This window comes from Streptococcus sp. NLAE-zl-C503 (genome assembly GCF_900104285.1).
Taxonomy (GTDB): Bacteria; Bacillota; Bacilli; order Lactobacillales; family Streptococcaceae; genus Streptococcus.
On record NZ_FNJT01000003.1, the window covers coordinates 24,503 to 41,540 of the forward strand.

The 17,038-nt window shown below is 40.6% G+C and carries 13 protein-coding genes and 1 pseudogene; all 14 read left to right on the forward strand.

Annotated features, from left to right (window positions below; genetic code table 11):
• Window positions 1-43 precede the first annotated feature (43 nt).
• A complete protein-coding gene (locus tag BLS46_RS09905; RefSeq protein WP_180364062.1) occupies window positions 44-805 on the forward strand; it encodes a DUF6261 family protein in 762 nt (253 codons plus the stop codon).
• Window positions 806-929: 124 nt separating this feature from the next.
• Window positions 930-4,838, forward strand: a complete 3,909-nt coding sequence (locus tag BLS46_RS06320; protein WP_093586370.1) for a YobI family P-loop NTPase — start codon at window positions 930-932, stop codon at window positions 4,836-4,838.
• Window positions 4,831-5,007: pseudogene (locus tag BLS46_RS06325) on the forward strand (type I restriction-modification system subunit M); the annotation flags it as partial. The gene BLS46_RS06320 and the pseudogene BLS46_RS06325, both read left to right, overlap by 8 nt.
• Window positions 5,008-5,110: 103 nt before the next feature.
• Window positions 5,111-5,515 carry a YbgA family protein gene (locus tag BLS46_RS06330; protein ID WP_093586374.1) on the forward strand — a complete coding sequence of 135 codons (405 nt, stop codon included), beginning with the start codon at window positions 5,111-5,113 and terminating at the stop codon, window positions 5,513-5,515.
• The gene (locus tag BLS46_RS06335) at window positions 5,499-5,861 is read left to right on the forward strand and encodes a TIGR02328 family protein (protein ID WP_093586376.1); all 363 of its coding nucleotides are present in this window, start codon (window positions 5,499-5,501) and stop codon (window positions 5,859-5,861) included. The genes BLS46_RS06330 and BLS46_RS06335 overlap by 17 nt, the downstream gene beginning before the upstream one ends.
• A 243-nt stretch (window positions 5,862-6,104) precedes the next feature.
• Complete coding sequence (gene metE, locus BLS46_RS06340) at window positions 6,105-8,354, forward strand: 5-methyltetrahydropteroyltriglutamate--homocysteine S-methyltransferase (protein ID WP_093586378.1); 2,250 nt, start codon at window positions 6,105-6,107, stop codon at window positions 8,352-8,354.
• 94 nt (window positions 8,355-8,448) lie between these two features.
• A complete protein-coding gene (metF, locus tag BLS46_RS06345) occupies window positions 8,449-9,315 on the forward strand; it encodes a methylenetetrahydrofolate reductase [NAD(P)H] (protein WP_049479138.1) in 867 nt (288 codons plus the stop codon).
• A gap of 796 nt (window positions 9,316-10,111) precedes the next feature.
• On the forward strand, window positions 10,112-12,325 hold the full coding sequence (gene pnp / locus BLS46_RS06355) for a polyribonucleotide nucleotidyltransferase (protein WP_093586380.1): 2,214 nt from the start codon (window positions 10,112-10,114) through the stop codon (window positions 12,323-12,325).
• A 15-nt stretch (window positions 12,326-12,340) separates the two neighbouring features.
• Window positions 12,341-12,958, forward strand: coding sequence for a serine O-acetyltransferase (gene cysE / locus BLS46_RS06360; protein ID WP_093586382.1), 618 nt, complete (start codon window positions 12,341-12,343; stop codon window positions 12,956-12,958).
• Between the two features lie 145 nt (window positions 12,959-13,103).
• Window positions 13,104-13,868 carry a nucleoside phosphorylase gene (locus tag BLS46_RS06365; protein ID WP_093586384.1) on the forward strand — a complete coding sequence of 255 codons (765 nt, stop codon included), beginning with the start codon at window positions 13,104-13,106 and terminating at the stop codon, window positions 13,866-13,868.
• An 8-nt stretch (window positions 13,869-13,876) separates the two neighbouring features.
• Complete coding sequence (locus tag BLS46_RS06370) at window positions 13,877-14,398, forward strand: dihydrofolate reductase family protein (RefSeq protein WP_093586386.1); 522 nt, start codon at window positions 13,877-13,879, stop codon at window positions 14,396-14,398.
• Between the two features lie 17 nt (window positions 14,399-14,415).
• A complete protein-coding gene (gene cysS / locus BLS46_RS06375) occupies window positions 14,416-15,759 on the forward strand; it encodes a cysteine--tRNA ligase (RefSeq protein ID WP_093586388.1) in 1,344 nt (447 codons plus the stop codon).
• The gene (locus BLS46_RS06380; protein ID WP_093586390.1) at window positions 15,752-16,138 is read left to right on the forward strand and encodes a Mini-ribonuclease 3; all 387 of its coding nucleotides are present in this window, start codon (window positions 15,752-15,754) and stop codon (window positions 16,136-16,138) included. The genes cysS and BLS46_RS06380 overlap by 8 nt, the downstream gene beginning before the upstream one ends.
• A 2-nt stretch (window positions 16,139-16,140) precedes the next feature.
• On the forward strand, window positions 16,141-17,010 hold the full coding sequence (locus tag BLS46_RS06385) for a helix-turn-helix domain-containing protein (protein WP_093586392.1): 870 nt from the start codon (window positions 16,141-16,143) through the stop codon (window positions 17,008-17,010).
• Window positions 17,011-17,038: the final 28 nt, after the last annotated feature.

The window sequence follows — 17,038 nt, forward strand, 5'->3', positions numbered from 1 at the left end:
AAGAAAGAATTCCTTATTTAATGGAAATAGAAAGGTTATCAATATGATAAAAACATTTACCATCCGCCCGCTAAGCTACACCAATTTTACCAACCGTGAGTTTGAAAGTCTCATGGTAGATACGGGTCAACTACTAGAAGTCTTTGCCAAGACACATAAGGACGAGCCTATGTATGGCAGGCATCTCGATTCCTTCAAGAGCAAGCTAGCAGACTTTCAAGGCCAACTAGCTATTGTAGAAAAGAAAGAGGCGACGAACCTGACCGAAGTCGATCGCAATCGTGATAGTGCCCTAGTCGGTCTCTTTACTCTTCATCGAGGATTTGCTAAGATCAAGGAGACCAAACTCAAAGAAGCCCATGAGACCTTGAAACCAGTCTTTGCAAAGTACAAGGATATCACCAAGCATAGCAATGATGTGGAAACGGCAGAAATCAAGAGTCTGCTCAAAACTCTAAGCGAAGAACCCTACCAGACAGCAGTGACCAGTCTAGGACTGACACCTATGCTGACGGCAGTGATCAGTGCGCAGGAAGACTATGATCAGGTGGAAAGTCAGGCGCGTGCGCATAAGTCTGCCAAGGAAGTTGGCAAGACCAGACAAGTCCGTACCGAATTAACTAGTATCTACGACCTCTTTATGCGCTATACCGCAGCCAGTGCAGAAGCCTATCCTGAAAAGGAACACCTAACCAAACTCCTTAAAGACCTCAATACAATCCGAGATAGTAAACGACGATTGACCAGTTCAGGTAAGAAGGATAAGAAAGTTAAAGTAGAAGAAGCTACACCAGTAGCAGGATAAATACAACCCCTTAGGAATTAATTTCTAAGGGGTTATTTTGTATATAAAAGCTTTATATACTCAGTAAGAATTGATATAATGGTATTAGTTTAAACATATAGTAATTATTGGGAGAGATAAATTAATGGAAAGAGAATATAAATTTCGATCACTTACTTCAAATAAAGATGTTGAAATAAAGCAAGTAACACTAGAAGCACTTCAGTTTGCGATTGACAAAAAATCGGAAGTAACCAACGTAGCTATTACTGGGAATTATGGAGCGGGGAAAAGTAGCATTGTTGAGAGCTTTGAGAGGAGATGTACAGATAAAACATTCCTCTATATATCTTTAGGGCAGTATGATGAAACAATAGGTAGTGAAAAAAATGGGCTCAATAATCGTCAAATCAATACCATAGAAGGCAAAATAATCAATCAATTACTTCATCAAATTAATCCTAATCAAATAAGAAAATCAATTTTTAAAACTCTTGATGCAGAATCGCAGATTAAACCTTTTAATATCTCTATCTATTTAGGTTTAGTAATATTATTATCCTTGTACTTGCTAAATATTTCTTCATGGAATGGCTTAATTCATAACTTTTCTTGGTTATCTTGGGCTACGAAACCTATCAGTTTCCTTCTTGTACTAGTAATTTTATTTGTTTTAATTGTATATGGAATTTATTATTTACTGAAGCTACAAAAAGATTTTGGTTTTATCAAAAAATTATCCTTAAAAGCAGAAAAAATTGAAACTGATATCGAAATTTTTTCAAATGATAATTCTAAAGTATCCTATTTTGATCGATACTTAGATGATGTCCTTTATTTATTCAAGCAATCAGGAGCAAATGTCATAGTATTTGAAGATATTGAACGTTTTAATGATTCTAGAATTTTTGAAAAATTGAAGGAACTAAATATAATTATTAATAGAAATCGAAAGGCAAATCACAAACGTAAACTGGTATTTTTCTATCTTGTAAAAGATGATTTATTTGAATCACAAGAGAGAACGAAGTTTTTTGATTTTATTATTCCTATAGTTCCTGTTGTAACAGCCTCAAATTCCAATGAAAAGCTAAAAGAATTGCTCACAGAAATGTGCGAATATGGTAGTTTAGACAAGACGTTTTTATTTAATATTTCTTTATATCTTGACGATATGAGATTAATCAATAATATTTGTAATGAGTATCTGACTTATAAAGAAACATTAAGTAAGTTACCGTTAGAGCGTGAGAAAATTTTTTCAATGGTAGTCTACAAGAATATTTTCCCTAAAGATTTTTCACTTTTGCAAAGAAATCAAGGATATTTATATGAATTGTTGAACTCAAAAGAAATAACATTAAAAAATCGTAGGGAGGAATTATATAGTAAGATAAAAGAATTGGAGAAAAAGATAGAGAAGGCAGAGGAAGAACAATTAAACGATGAGCTTGAATTATATGGAACTATTTTGAAAGTACCGCTCGGTAGAAAAGTAATTAAAGTAAATGGTAAATCTGAATCAGATTTTTCATCACGTTCGGATTATATAAAAGAGTTACTGGCAGATGACAGTGAAATTATTACCTTTCAAGATTATTGGGATGCAGATAATAATCAATCTAAACGAACTGAGGATATTGATTCTGTATTTCCAGATAAAAATACTCCAGAATTCCAAGAACGTTTAGAAAATATTAGGAATAAGAAGCTCATAGAAAAATTGGAAAAAGAAATTAAGAAAATGAACGATGAGCTTGGGAAACTAGATAGTTATAGATTATCAGATGTTTATCAATATGGTACAGATATTGATGATTTTAAAAGTGATTTTACAGAAGAAATAAGAAAGAATCCTCAATCCTCAATAATTTCTTTCCTAATTAGAAATGCTTATATTGATGAGAGCTATCAAGATTATTTGAATCATTTCTATGAAAATACTATAACGGTAGAAGAAAAAGAATATCTAAGAAATGTTGTTTCTGGACGTGATGGTAATTATGATATTTCTTTAACCAATACAAATGAAATAGTTAATCGCTTGACTATTAAAGATTATAGATATAGTTATGTGCTAAATTATAATTTATTTGACTATTTACTAAATTCCAAAAAAGAAAATGATAATGAGTGTTTAGCTCAAATATTTAAACAAGAGAATGTTTTGGATTTCTTGATTAACTTTTATAATACATTAGATAGAGCTATATCAGGTCAAGGTGTAATTTATAAAAAAGAGACCATTAAATTATTTCTTAAGAAATGGTTGGAGCACAATGTTAGTCTTTTTAACGAGTATTTAGAAATTAAAAATGGAGGATATGCTGCTCCAAATAAAAATAGTCTAATACTATCATTGATGAATTTAGTTGATTTGAGTGACATTCCTGAAAAAACAAAAGTATTGATTTCAGGATATATAAATGATAATCAAGAGCTTCTTTCTCCAAATATGAGTTATGAAATTCAGCAGTTTACTAAAAATTTATCAAATATTGATATAAAGTTTAAGGAATATTTTTATCGAGATGATATCTATGATAAGAGAATACTGGATTATACTTATCAGAATAATTTATATTTGATTTCTGAGAATAATTTGAAATTTTTTATAAAATGGAACTTGGGAAAAAGATATACTAATTATGAATATACTCACAAGAATTTTGAACTTATTAATAAAAATATTGAGTTGAAATCACTGTTGGACTACTGTTTAGATTCGGAAGATAATTTGTTACAATACACCAATGTTTATATAAAAATATCAAACGGGAAAATGGACGATGATTCTTCTTATATTGAACACTTGCTTAAACATGATATTTTATTTAGAGATGAGGGTTACGAAGTTGGGGAGGTAACACCTGCCGAAAGTATATTCAATAGTATTCCAGACTTCTCCATTAAATACACCATAGAGAAGTTTGAAGGATTATCTAATGATATAGAACTGATAAAAAATCTTGTACTGCTTAAAAAAGGGCAAGTTAATTCTGAGATTGTTTGTTCCTACTTTTCTTTATTTGGGAATATTGCTGAATATCTGGTTCCTTTTATTAATCAAGATCCCAATTTTGTATTGAACCGAGAGATTTTTGTACAACTTGATGAGGAAGTACAGGAAGATTTTTTTGTTCAAGTTGTATCTGCAGATAATTTAGCATTAACTATCTATAAATCGATGCTTGTAGCAATGCAACGGCATTACGAAGACTTTGATGTAACGGGGCTTTCAGATGATAGATTGGAAGTTTTGATAGATTTGGAGGTTATAAAATTTAATGCTAATAAACTTAAGTTCATCAGAGAAAAATATCCATCAATGAAAAATTATTTCATTTCAAGGAATATTGAAAAGTATCTTGAGATTGAAGAAGACGTTCATGATGAAACGGAACTCAATGATTTGTTGCAATATGAGGAAATAGATGATTCCTATAAGCTACAAATAATAGATATTCTGGATCATGTAAGCTTGAAAAATAAGCAATTTTCTCTTAAACTTGTTGCTCATATCCTTGATTCTAAATTTGATATGGATGATTTAAGTTATATAATTAGTTCCAATTATTATGACAATGCAGATGAATCTATCAAAATTAAGATAAGACAGTTAGCTAAAGAAAACTGGGATGACTTGATTAGATTAGATAGTGAAGAAATTAGTATTCAGTTATGCAGAGAGTTATTGGCTATGGACGATATTGAGACTTTAGAACGTAAAAGTCTGCTAAAGGATAATTTACTATCTAATCCAGAAATGTCAACACATAGGTTAACTTTGTTAGGGGAATATCTAAATCTATTTGAACTGTGGGAGATAATGGATTTTTTAGGTGATTCTGATGTATATAAAGAATGGGAAAAAGCTTTTGAAAAATTAAATAGGAACGAAAAAGGAAACAATGATGTCATAGTTAAGAAAAGTAATTTCAACGAAAAAATGAGAAATTATCTTTTATCTAAGGGCTTGATTAGCAGTTCGTCCATACAACCTCTAGGAATTCGGTTGAATGGTTTTAGAGAAGATGAGATTAGGTACTGGTGAGGAGGAAGAAGTCAAGCCGCTGACGGACATTGTCAGCAAGATTAATAAGACCAATGATGAGATTGAAAAGCAAACAGCTTCCCTACTCGAAATGCTGAGCCAACTCCACGGAACCACACCAGAAGCCGATGCAGAGCTCAAAGAGTTTTTGAAAAACTTTAAAGGGTGATGAGAGTAATTTATTCGCTCATATTCCGCTCATAATTCGCTCATTTTTAAGATTTAACTTTGTTTCCATATTTCCTGGAAACTGATAGAAAACAAAGAGAAACATGGAACAAACTAACAAAAAATCCCAATGCCAACAACTCTGGGCTAGAAACAAATACCTCGTTTTGAGCCATTCCAGCAATATTTACAATGAGATTCGCCAGTATCTCAAGAATGAACAGGTGGAGGTCAGTCATGTACAAGAACTGATTGACCGTGCCTGTCAAATCCCTGAGCATAGAGGTCAGGTTTGCAATGCCTTTCAGCATATTTGGGGCTATTTCAAAAAGAAAGCGACAGATGCTGAGCGAAAGGACTATATGCTCTTGCTGGATCGCTATCGCTTTGGTCAAGCTTCCAAGGAAGACTTGATTTCTAAGACTCGAGACTTGCTGGAACGCTATCCAAATACCTACTTGCAACATTCGACTTTACTGAAAGGAGACTTCCATGAGACTTTGGCATGAGGCTTTGATTTCACAACTTCCTCGTCCTCAACTTTTGGGGCAACATCGAGAATGCTGCGCCCTGCGCGGCAATGGCTGGGGCAGAAAGCATGCGACGGTGGACTATGTCTTTACTCACTCGCCCTATCGTCTCTATGCCTATCATCGCTTGATCATGGAGGAGATGGCTGACCGTGGCTATAAGGTCAGTCCAGAATGGTTGGACAAGAACTACCGTGGCAAGATCTGCCCTCCTTATCAAGACTTGTTTGAGGAAAAGCTGAATAGCCCCATCTATAGCGAACATGACGACACCTACTATGAGGACTGTCTGGCTAATCTCCGAGAGAAGGGTATCAACCTATAGTCTTTTCTAATAACAAGCCATAGTCACTTATAAGAAACATAAATAGCTCGTTTGAGTATTCTAACTAAAAGGCAACATAAAACAAGCTATACAAAGGATTTGAGACACTAGTCTCAAGTCCTTTTCTTTGGTCCAAAAGAGAGATATAGTTTCAAGCTATATCAAAGCCTAATTTTTTACAATTATACAGGCGCTTTCTTTTCTGTTAAGATAGTTTTAACAACAAATTTTGGAGGACACATCATGTCAACTACAATCATCGGTTTCCCTCGTTTGGGTGAATTCCGCGAATTAAAATTTACAACTGAAAAATACTTTAGAAAAGAAATCTCAGCAGACGAACTCCTTGCCGCAGCAAAAGATTTGCGTGTCAAACACTGGAACATTGTCAAAGAAAAAGGCATCACTGAAATCCCATCAAATGACTTTTCTCACTATGACAACTTCCTAGATGCAGCCTTCCTCTTTAACGTGGTTCCTGCATCCGTTCAAAACTTGGAATTATCAGAACTTGAACGCTACTTTGCTTTGGCTCGTGGTTACCAAGGAGAAAAAGGGGACGTGCGTGCCCTTCCGATGAAGAAATGGTTCAACACTAACTACCACTACATCGTGCCTAAATTTGAAAAAGACACTCAAGTCAAACTTGCAGGTCACAAGATCTTTGACGAATTCCAAGAAGCTAAAGAACTTGATCTCAACACTCGTCCAGTCCTTGTAGGTCCATTCACCTTCCTTCAATTATCAGACTTTGAAGAAGGTGTGAAAGCAGAAGACTTCGTAGATAGCTTTGTAGCTGCTTACCAAGAAGTTTTTGCTAAATTGGCTGAACTTGGTGCAACTCGTATCCAACTCGATGAAGCTGCTCTTGTAAAAGATTTGACAGCTGAAGAAAAAGCTCTCTTCTTGAACCTCTACAACAAACTTTTGGCTGATAAAAAAGGTCTTGAAGTATTGCTTCAAACTTACTTCGGTGATGTTCGTGACGTCTACTCTGAGCTTGTGAACTTGCCAGTAGATGCCATTGGTTTGGACTTCGTTGAAGGTAAGAAAACTCTTGAATTGGTCAAAGGTGGTTTCCCAGCTGACAAGACTCTTTATGCAGGTATTGTCAATGGTAAAAACATCTGGCGCAATAACTACGAAAAGAGCTTGGCTGTTCTTGAGCAAATCCCAGCTGAAAACATCGTATTGACAAGCTCATGCTCACTTCTTCATGTGCCATTTACAACTGCTAACGAAGAATTTGAACCAGCAATCTTGAACCACTTTGCCTTTGCAGTTGAAAAATTGGAAGAACTTCGTGACTTGGATGCTATCCGCAATGGTCAAGGTGCAGAAGCTCTTGCAGCTAACAAAGAACTCTTTGCGACTGAGCGTGTGGGTGAAAATGCAGAACTTCGTGCGCGTATCGCTGGATTGACAGACGCAGACTACACTCGTTTGCCAGCCTTTGCTGAACGTGAAGCTATCCAAGAAGAAGCCTTTAAACTTCCAGCCCTTCCAACAACAACCATCGGTTCATTCCCTCAAACTAAGGAAGTCCGTGCCAAACGTTTGGCCTTCCGTAAGGGTGAATTGTCACAAGAAGAATACGACGCTTTCCTTGCTGAAACCATCGACGAATGGATCAAATGGCAAGAAGAAGTTGGATTTGACGTGCTGGTACACGGTGAGTTTGAGCGTAATGACATGGTTGAGTACTTCGGTCAAAACTTATCAGGTTACCTCTTCTCTAAGAATGGTTGGGTACAATCATACGGTATGCGTGGGGTGAAACCACCGATCATCTGGGGTGATGTCACTCGTCTTAACCCAATCACTGTCAAATGGTCTAGCTACGCACAAAGCCGTACTGACAAACCTGTTAAGGGTATGTTGACTGGACCAGTTACCATCCTTAACTGGTCATTCCCACGTGAAGACATCTCTATCAAGGACTCAACTCTTCAAATCGCTCTTGCCATCAAGGATGAAGTTCTTGACCTTGAAGCTGCAGGTGTGAAAATCATCCAAATCGACGAGGCTGCTCTTCGTGAGAAATTGCCACTTCGTCGTAGTGACTGGTACGAAGACTACCTTGACTGGGCTATTCCAGCCTTCCGCTTGGTACACTCAACAGTAGCGCCAGACACACAAATCCACACTCACATGTGTTACTCAGAATTTACAGATATCATCCCAGCTATCGACAACATGGATGCAGACGTTATCTCATTTGAAGCTAGCCGTTCAAACCTTGAAATCTTGGACGAACTCAAAGCGAAAAACTTCCAAACAGAAGTTGGACCTGGGGTTTACGATATCCACTCACCTCGTGTGCCTAACGAAGGCGAAATCGACCACACCATCGAAGCAATCCTTGCTAAAGTTCCAAGCAAGAAAGTTTGGATCAACCCTGACTGTGGTTTGAAAACACGTGGTATTCCAGAAACGAAAGAAAGCTTGATCCGCCTTGTCGAAGCAGCAAAAGCTGCGCGTGAGAAATTATAAGATAAGATTTCTCTCGTGACACTGACTGATCAAGGAACTGCTTGGCCCAAGCCGGCTTAGCAATCATGAAATCAAAAAGAAAAGGATAATGACTATGTCACGCCAAACTCCGTCACTTTCATTTGAAGTGTTCCCTCCAAACCCAGCTGTGGGTAATGATAAAATTATTTCAGCCTTGCAGGATATGCGGGAGCTGACACCTCACTTTATCAGTGTGACTGCCAGCAATAATAAATTTAATATCAAGGAAACAACGGTTCGTTTGGCTGACTTTATCCAGAATGACTTGGCGATTCCAACCATTGCTCACCTACCAGCTATCTATCTGACTAAGGAGAAGGTTGCAGAGACACTTGCGGACTTGGACAAGGTTGGTGTGCGAAAAATCTTGGCTCTACGTGGGGATATTATCCCTGATGTGGAACCACAAAAGGATTTCCGCTACGCAACGGACTTGATTGAGTTCATCAAGGAACAAGCCCCTCACTTTGATATTGTTGGCGCTTGCTACCCAGAGGGCCATCCTGATTCGCCAAACCAGATCTCGGATATTCAAAATCTAAAGAAAAAAGTGGATGCAGGCTGTTCAAGTCTCGTAACGCAGCTTTTCTTTGACAATGAGCGCTTCTATGATTTCCAAGATAAGTGTACCTTGGCAGGTATTGATGTTCCTATTCATGCGGGAATCATGCCCATTCTTAACCGTAACCAAGCGCTTCGTCTCTTGAAAACATGTGAGAATATCCATCTTCCACGCAAATTTAAGGCCATCTTAGACAAGTATGAGCACGACCCTGAGTCGCTCAGAGCAGCAGGACTTGCCTATGCAGTGGATCAAATCGTGGACTTGGTAACCCAGGATGTCGCAGGTGTGCATCTCTACACCATGAACAATGCTGAAACAGCAAAATACATCCATCAAGCAACTCATGCCTTGTTTAATCATCAGTCTCTAGGATAATCGATTCTTTTAGCACTTCGTCTAAAGTGGTTAGGCCGCAGCAAATCTTCGATTTCATGGCTAAACTGCAAGCCTTGGTCTTTCAGTTTGCCTGTAACGTTAGCGAGACTAACCTTGCTTTAACCACTGAGACGACAGCTTGTCATTTACTTGCTTTTTAATGAAAAATGACAGTTGTGAGAGCTAAAGAATTCGCTAAATAAAATAAACAACAAACCATTCCTCTTTTCATGGGGGAATGGTTCCTTTTTAATAGAAAAGCCCGCACTTTTTAAGAAAAATATGATAAAATAGACTCTGTACGTACTTGATACAAAGATGAGGGTATAAAAAGATTTTTAGCAATTTAAATCTAACAAAAATAGACAGATGCTAGAGAATATTATTCTTAGATGTTTCAAAGTATCTAGATAGTTGAACACGGGCTAAATCCCTAGTGAAAAAGATAGATTTCCCAGTGTGCATCGCACACTGCGTCAATCTCCTATTTTCATACGGGATTCTTTACGCCCTTTGTATCCTGTGTAACTGAACACGCCTACAACTCTGTGGAAAAAGATAAATCTGCCTAGGAGCAGTCGCTCCGTCGTTCGATTTTCTATTTTCCTTTGAGTTGCTTAACGGCTTAGTATCTTGTGTAATTGAACCCGTCCGAAAAGCTGTGTAAAAACGATAAACTGTCTTGTCTTCATCGAAGACTTCGTCAGTTTCCTATTTTTACTTTGCTTTTGACGTCCTTAGTATCTTGATCTTTGTAGGCAAGACGTATAATATAATTAATCCAAAGGGGATTTTAATGACAAAACAAGTATTTCAAACGACTTTTGCGGGTCGTGAGTTGGTTGTAGAGACTGGCCAGGTTGCTAAACAAGCAAATGGCTCAGTTGTTGTGCGTTACGGTGAGTCAACGGTTTTGACTGCTGCCGTTATGTCTAAGAAGATGGCAACTGGGGATTTCTTCCCACTTCAAGTCAACTACGAAGAAAAAATGTATGCGGCTGGAAAGTTTCCTGGTGGCTTTATGAAACGTGAAGGACGTCCTTCAACGGATGCGACCTTGACAGCGCGTTTGATTGACCGTCCAATCCGTCCTATGTTTGCGGAAGGTTTTCGTAATGAAGTCCAAGTGATCAACACCGTGCTTTCTTATGATGAAGATGCCTCTGCTCCAATGGCAGCTATGTTTGGTTCATCATTGGCATTGTCTATCTCAGATATTCCATTTGACGGCCCAATCGCTGGGGTACAAGTGGGTTATGTAGATGGCCAAATCATCATCAACCCAAGTCAAGAACAAGCAGAGCGTTCACTTCTTGAATTGACAGTAGCTGGTACCAAGCACGCTATTAACATGGTTGAGTCTGGTGCCAAAGAATTGTCAGAAGAAATCATGTTGGAAGCCCTTCTTAAAGGGCACGAAGCCGTTAAAGAATTGATTGCCTTTCAAGAAGAAATCGTTGCGGCAGTTGGTAAGGAAAAAGCGGAAGTGAAATTGCTTCATGTGGATGCTGAATTGCAGGCTGAAATCATCGCAGCCTACAACAGCGACCTCCAAAAAGCGGTCCAAGTAGAAGAAAAATTGGCTCGTGAAGCTGCAACTCAAGCAGTCAAAGACCAAGTGACTGCTGTGTATGAAGAAAAATATGCAGACCACGAAGAATTTGACCGTATCATGCGTGATGTGGCTGAAATCTTAGAACAAATGGAACACGCTGAAGTGCGCCGTTTGATCACAGAAGATAAGGTTCGTCCTGACGGTCGTAAGGTTGATGAAATCCGTCCTTTGGATGCGGTTGTTGACTTCCTTCCTCGTGTGCACGGTTCCGGTCTCTTTACTCGTGGACAAACTCAGGCTCTTTCAGTCTTGACCTTGGCCCCAATGGGTGAAACTCAAATCATCGATGGTTTGGATCCAGAGTACAAGAAACGCTTTATGCACCACTACAACTTCCCTCAATACTCTGTAGGGGAAACGGGTCGTTACGGTGCACCAGGTCGTCGTGAAATTGGTCACGGTGCTCTTGGTGAGCGTGCTCTTGCTCAAGTCTTGCCAAGTTTGGAAGAATTCCCATACGCTATCCGTTTGGTAGCAGAAGTCTTGGAATCAAACGGTTCTTCATCTCAAGCCTCTATCTGTGCGGGAACGCTTGCCCTTATGGCTGGTGGTGTGCCAATCAAGGCGCCAGTAGCTGGTATTGCTATGGGACTTATCTCAGATGGAAACAACTACACAGTCTTGACCGATATCCAAGGTTTGGAAGACCACTTTGGAGACATGGACTTCAAGGTTGCAGGTACTCGTGACGGGATTACAGCTCTCCAAATGGATATCAAGATCCAAGGAATTACTGCAGAAATTTTGACTGAGGCTCTTGCTCAAGCCAAGAAAGCCCGTTTTGAAATCCTTGATGTGATTGAAGCAACCATCCCAGAAGTTCGTCCAGAATTGGCTCCAACTGCACCGAAAATTGATACCATCAAGATTGATGTGGACAAGATTAAGATTGTCATCGGTAAAGGTGGAGAAACCATCGACAAGATTATCGCTGAAACAGGCGTTAAGATTGATATCGACGAAGAGGGTAATGTGTCCATCTACTCTAGCGACCAAGATGCTATCAACCGTACCAAAGAAATCATTGCTGGCTTGGTTCGTGAAGCGAAAGTGGATGAAGTTTACCATGCTAAAGTTGTTCGTATCGAGAAATTCGGTGCCTTTGTCAATCTCTTTGATAAGACAGATGCACTTGTGCACATTTCTGAAATGGCTTGGACTCGTACCAACCGTGTCGAGGACTTGGTAGCTATCGGTGATGAAGTCGATGTCAAGGTTATCAAGATTGATGAAAAAGGCCGTATCGATGCCTCTATGAAGGTGCTTCTTCCTCGTCCGCCAAAACCTGAGCATGATGAAAAAGGCGAAAAGTCTGAGCGACCTCACCGTCCACGTCATCACAAGGACCACAAACCTAAGAAAGAATTTACAGAAACACCAAAAGATTCAGAATAAGAAAAGGAGAAATGTATGGGATGGTGGCGCGAAACCATTGATATTGTAAAAGAAAATGATCCAGCGGCACGCAACAGTTTGGAAGTTTTGCTGACTTATCCAGGTGTCAAGGCCTTGGCTGCCCACCGTCTCTCGCATTTTCTCTGGAAGCACGGCTTCAAACTCCTGGCTCGAATGCACAGTCAGTTTTGGCGCTTTTGGACCCAGATTGAGATTCATCCGGGTGCCCAGATAGAATCAGGTGTCTTTATCGACCACGGTTCTGGCTTGGTGATTGGAGAGACGGCTATCGTTGAGACGGGAGTTCTCCTCTATCATGGGGTGACTCTTGGGGGAACAGGGAAAGACTGTGGCAAACGCCATCCGACTGTGCGTAAAGGAGCTCTCATATCGGCCCATGCCCAAGTTATCGGACCGGTGGAAATTGGTGAAAATGCCAAGGTAGGTGCAGCAGCAGTAGTTGTTGCAGATGTTCCAAGTGATGTGACAGTGGTCGGAATTCCTGCTAAGATCGTCCGAGTTCATGGTCAGAAAGATGAGCCGACCATCCATGAGGTGGAAGAACAGCGAGAATATTATTTGGACAAGCTGGAGCATGCCCGCGAAGCCAGCCACCATTCGTCGGAGCTCTAAAAAAGGCCTGCTTTGGACAGCTAACAAGATATCTTGGGAGGTCTTGTCAAGGAGTAATTTGGCAAACTGTAACTCAATGGGCTCACTATAAGTGAAGCCGAAAAGATGAAGGTGGATTTGCTGAAGCCTTAAAGAAAGAGAAGTTATGCTATTAGAGGAATTTGAAGATGTAGCTGGGGTTATTGAGCCAACAGATAGGCAGATTATGGACAAGGGTGAGGTTTGTGAAACTATCATCCTGTCCTTTAATGGAGAAATTCTGCAACGTTTGATTGAGTCAGAAAAAGTCTATCAAGGAGGCTATTTAAAAAATCTTAACGGTCAATTCCCTTGGTATGTATATAATTATGATGGAAATCAAGTTGCGGTCATGACTGCGCTTATTGGAGCTCCATCAGTGATTGGCCAGCTGGAGGAGTTGGCGGCCAGAGGCTTCAAGAATTTCATCATGCTAGGTTCCTGTGGCGTTTTGGACCACTCAATTGAGGCGGATAAGATCATCCTGCCGGCTGCTGCTTTGCGAGATGAAGGAACTAGCTATCACTATGCCCCACCGGGTGATGAAGTCGCCTATAACGAATCACTGTTGATTAAGTTGGAAGCCATCTTTGATAAGCACAATATCGAGCATATCCGCACCAAGTCTTGGACGACTGATGCCTTTTATCGAGAAACGCCTGATAAGGTCAAGCGTCGCTTGGCTGCTGGAGCCAAAGTGGTGGATATGGAAGCTTCAGCTATCATGGCTTGGAGTCAATTTCGCAAGAGTAAAGTCTATCAGTTCTTCTACACAGCTGACTATGTGGATCATCATAACCGAACCTGGGATGCACGCCATGAAGAGCGGACAGCTGATGCCATGACTTTTTTCACTATCGCTTTGACAATAGCAAAGGAACTAGAAAGGTAACTACAAGAATGGCAGTATATTTTTACGGCTGTATCACCATGGATGGCTACTTGGCAGACAGCCAGCACAGAATAGACTGGCTGCATCAGCTTGGTTCTGTAGAGGATACAGGCTATGATGACTTTTACAGGCAAATGGATATCACCATCATGGGCAAGCGAACCTTTGAGGAAATCCAAGATTTGCAAGATGTAGAAAGTTTTTATCAAGCTACGGAAAACTATGTCTTTACGCATGATAGGCACCTACCTGTCAGCAATTACCAGCCAGTAGCTGGGGATGTGGTGGACTTTGTTCACCAGATTGACAAAGGCAAAAATGTCTTTGTGATTGGTGGTAATTCCTTGGTAGGACCGCTCTTGGATGCGGATCTTTTCGACCACCTCATTATTCAGATAGCGCCTCTTATCCTAGGAAAGGGGGTTCCCCTCTTTACCCAAGAGGAAGGGCAGCGCTTTTACCAACTGGATAGCCTCAGACAATTTGGCCCTTTTGCAGAGCTGGTTTTCAGCCGAAAAAATCAGAAATAGAGAAGGGAGTGGACCGCATGATTAAAATTTACGACACCATGACCCGCAGCCTACGTGAATTTGTGCCCATTGAAGAGGGCAAGGTTCGCATGTATGTCTGCGGTCCGACGGTTTATAACTATATCCATGTCGGCAATGCCCGCTCAACAGTAGCTTTTGACACGGTTCGTCGCTATTTTGAGTATCGGGGATTTGAGGTCAACTATATTTCCAATTTTACAGATGTAGATGATAAGATTATCAATCGCGCCAAGGAAGAAGGCATCACACCTCAGGAGGTCGCGGACAAGTACATCGCGGCCTTTCGTGAGGATGTGACGGCCTTGGGCGTGAAACCTGCGACTCGCCATCCGCGTGTAGTCGAGTTTATGGCTAACATTATCCGCTTTGTGGAAGACTTGATTGAAAAAGGCTATGCCTATGAGAGTCAAGGGGATGTTTACTTCCGTGTGGAAAAATCCCACAACTATGCTAAATTGGCTAATAAAACCTTGGAAGATTTGGAGCTGGGTGCTTCTGGTCGGACAGATGAGGAGACCGCCCGTAAGGAAAATCCAGTGGACTTTGCTCTCTGGAAGGCAGCTAAGCCAGATGAGATTTCCTGGGACAGCCCTTGGGGAGCAGGCCGTCCGGGCTGGCATATCGAGTGTTCGGTTATGTCAACAGAGATTCTAGGCGATACCATTGATATCCACGGTGGTGGAGCTGACCTAGAGTTTCCTCATCATACCAACGAAATTGCCCAGTCAGAGGCCAAGACTGGTCAGACTTTTGCCAACTACTGGATGCATAATGGCTTTGTCAATATTGACGATGTTAAGATGTCTAAGTCCTTGGGTAACTTTATCACAGTCCATGATGCCCTCAAAACTCTTGATGGCCAAGTCCTTAGATTCTTCTTTGCCACTCAGCATTACCGTAAACCAATCAACTTTACGGAAAAAGCAGTCCATGATGCCGAGACCAATCTCAAATATCTGAAGAACACTTACGAGCAACCATTTTTTGGAACTGTAGATGCTCAAGAGTTACAGGCTTTTAAAGATAAGTTTGTTGCCACTATGGATGAGGATTTCAACTCTGCCAACGGTATCACAGTAGTCTTTGAAATGGCCAAATGGATCAACTCCGGCAACTATGATGCAAGTGTCAAGCAAACTCTTGCGGCTATGTTAGAGGTCTTCGGTATTGTCTTTGTCGAGGAAGTTTTGGATGCAGAGATCGAAGCCTTGATTCAAAAACGCCAAGAAGCGCGTGCTAATCGTGACTTTGCGACAGCGGACCAAATCCGTGACCAATTGGCTGCTCAAGGAATTAAGCTCCTTGACACTAAGGATGGAGTGAGGTGGATACGTGATTGAGGTCAATCTCATTAATGGGATTGCGCTGGCTTTTGAGGGAGATGCAGTTTACTCCATGTATATTCGTCGCCACCTCATCCTCAAAGGCATAAGCAAGCCCAATAAACTTCACCAAGAGGCGACCAAGTATGTCTCAGCAAAGGCTCAGGCTCACCTGATTTCCCTCATGTTGGAGGAGCAAGTCCTTACGGAAAAAGAAGAAGAAATCTATAAACGTGGGCGCAATACCAATAGCCACACAAAGGCTAAAAATGCGGATGTCGTAACTTATCGCATGTCTACAGGCTTTGAAGCGGTGATGGGCTATCTCCATCTGACTGGAAATATGGAGCGTCTAGAGACCTTGATTTCGTGGTGTATCCAAAAAGTGGAGGAGTAGAAATGCTTGCAAAAGAATTACTAGACTGGTTTCCTGAGGCTCAGATTTCAGATCAGCCAATAGAGAAGCTAGGATATCTTACTCTTCCTCTGTCTTCACAGCAGTGGATTTTACTGGAAGAGACCAATCTCACTGAACGTGAAAAGCAGTTAATTGCTCTTTTAACCCAGCAGGAGCAGGCTAGGTCGCTCAATCCTTGGTATTCCTATCTGATTGAGGGTAAGGGGCAGGCGCCTCAAACTTTTAAGAAGATTCAGTTGGTTTATTGCCATCTGTCTTATTACCAACAGGAAAATCTAGCCTCTTGGCTGGATATGATGCGGACTCTCTTTCCAAACTGCCAGACAGTGCTACAGGTCGGTGCTCAGGACTATGTTTTCGTGCTTCAACAAGATAAATACAGCTCTGTTCGTTCAATCTTATCTGATACGATTGAGGCAGTAGAGTATGACTTTGGCCTTCGTCTGTCCATCATGTTAGGCCAGGTGTGGTCTCAGGCAGGACATCAAGCCCTATCAGACTTAATCAAAGCGGAGCGGGACTTGTTTAAGACATGGTGGCGTCAGGGTCACCAAGGTGTTCATACCTTTTCACAGCTCTATCTTTGGAGTATGGGAGAAAGGCTTGTGGACCTGAAGGCAATCAAGGAATACCTGCACCAGATGATCTTGGATCAGGATCAGATTCAGGAAATCATTCTCTCCCTTTGGGAAAACAGTGCCGTCCTAACTAAAACAGCCCAGCAACTTTATCTTCACCGCAACTCTCTCCAATACAAGATTGATAGATGGGAAGAATTAACTGGGCTTCAGTTGAAGGAGTTGACCGATCTCACCTTGTGCTATCAGTTGATTTTATCAGATATTCTCTAAAGTTTTGTGCAAGTTGCACAGAACTTTT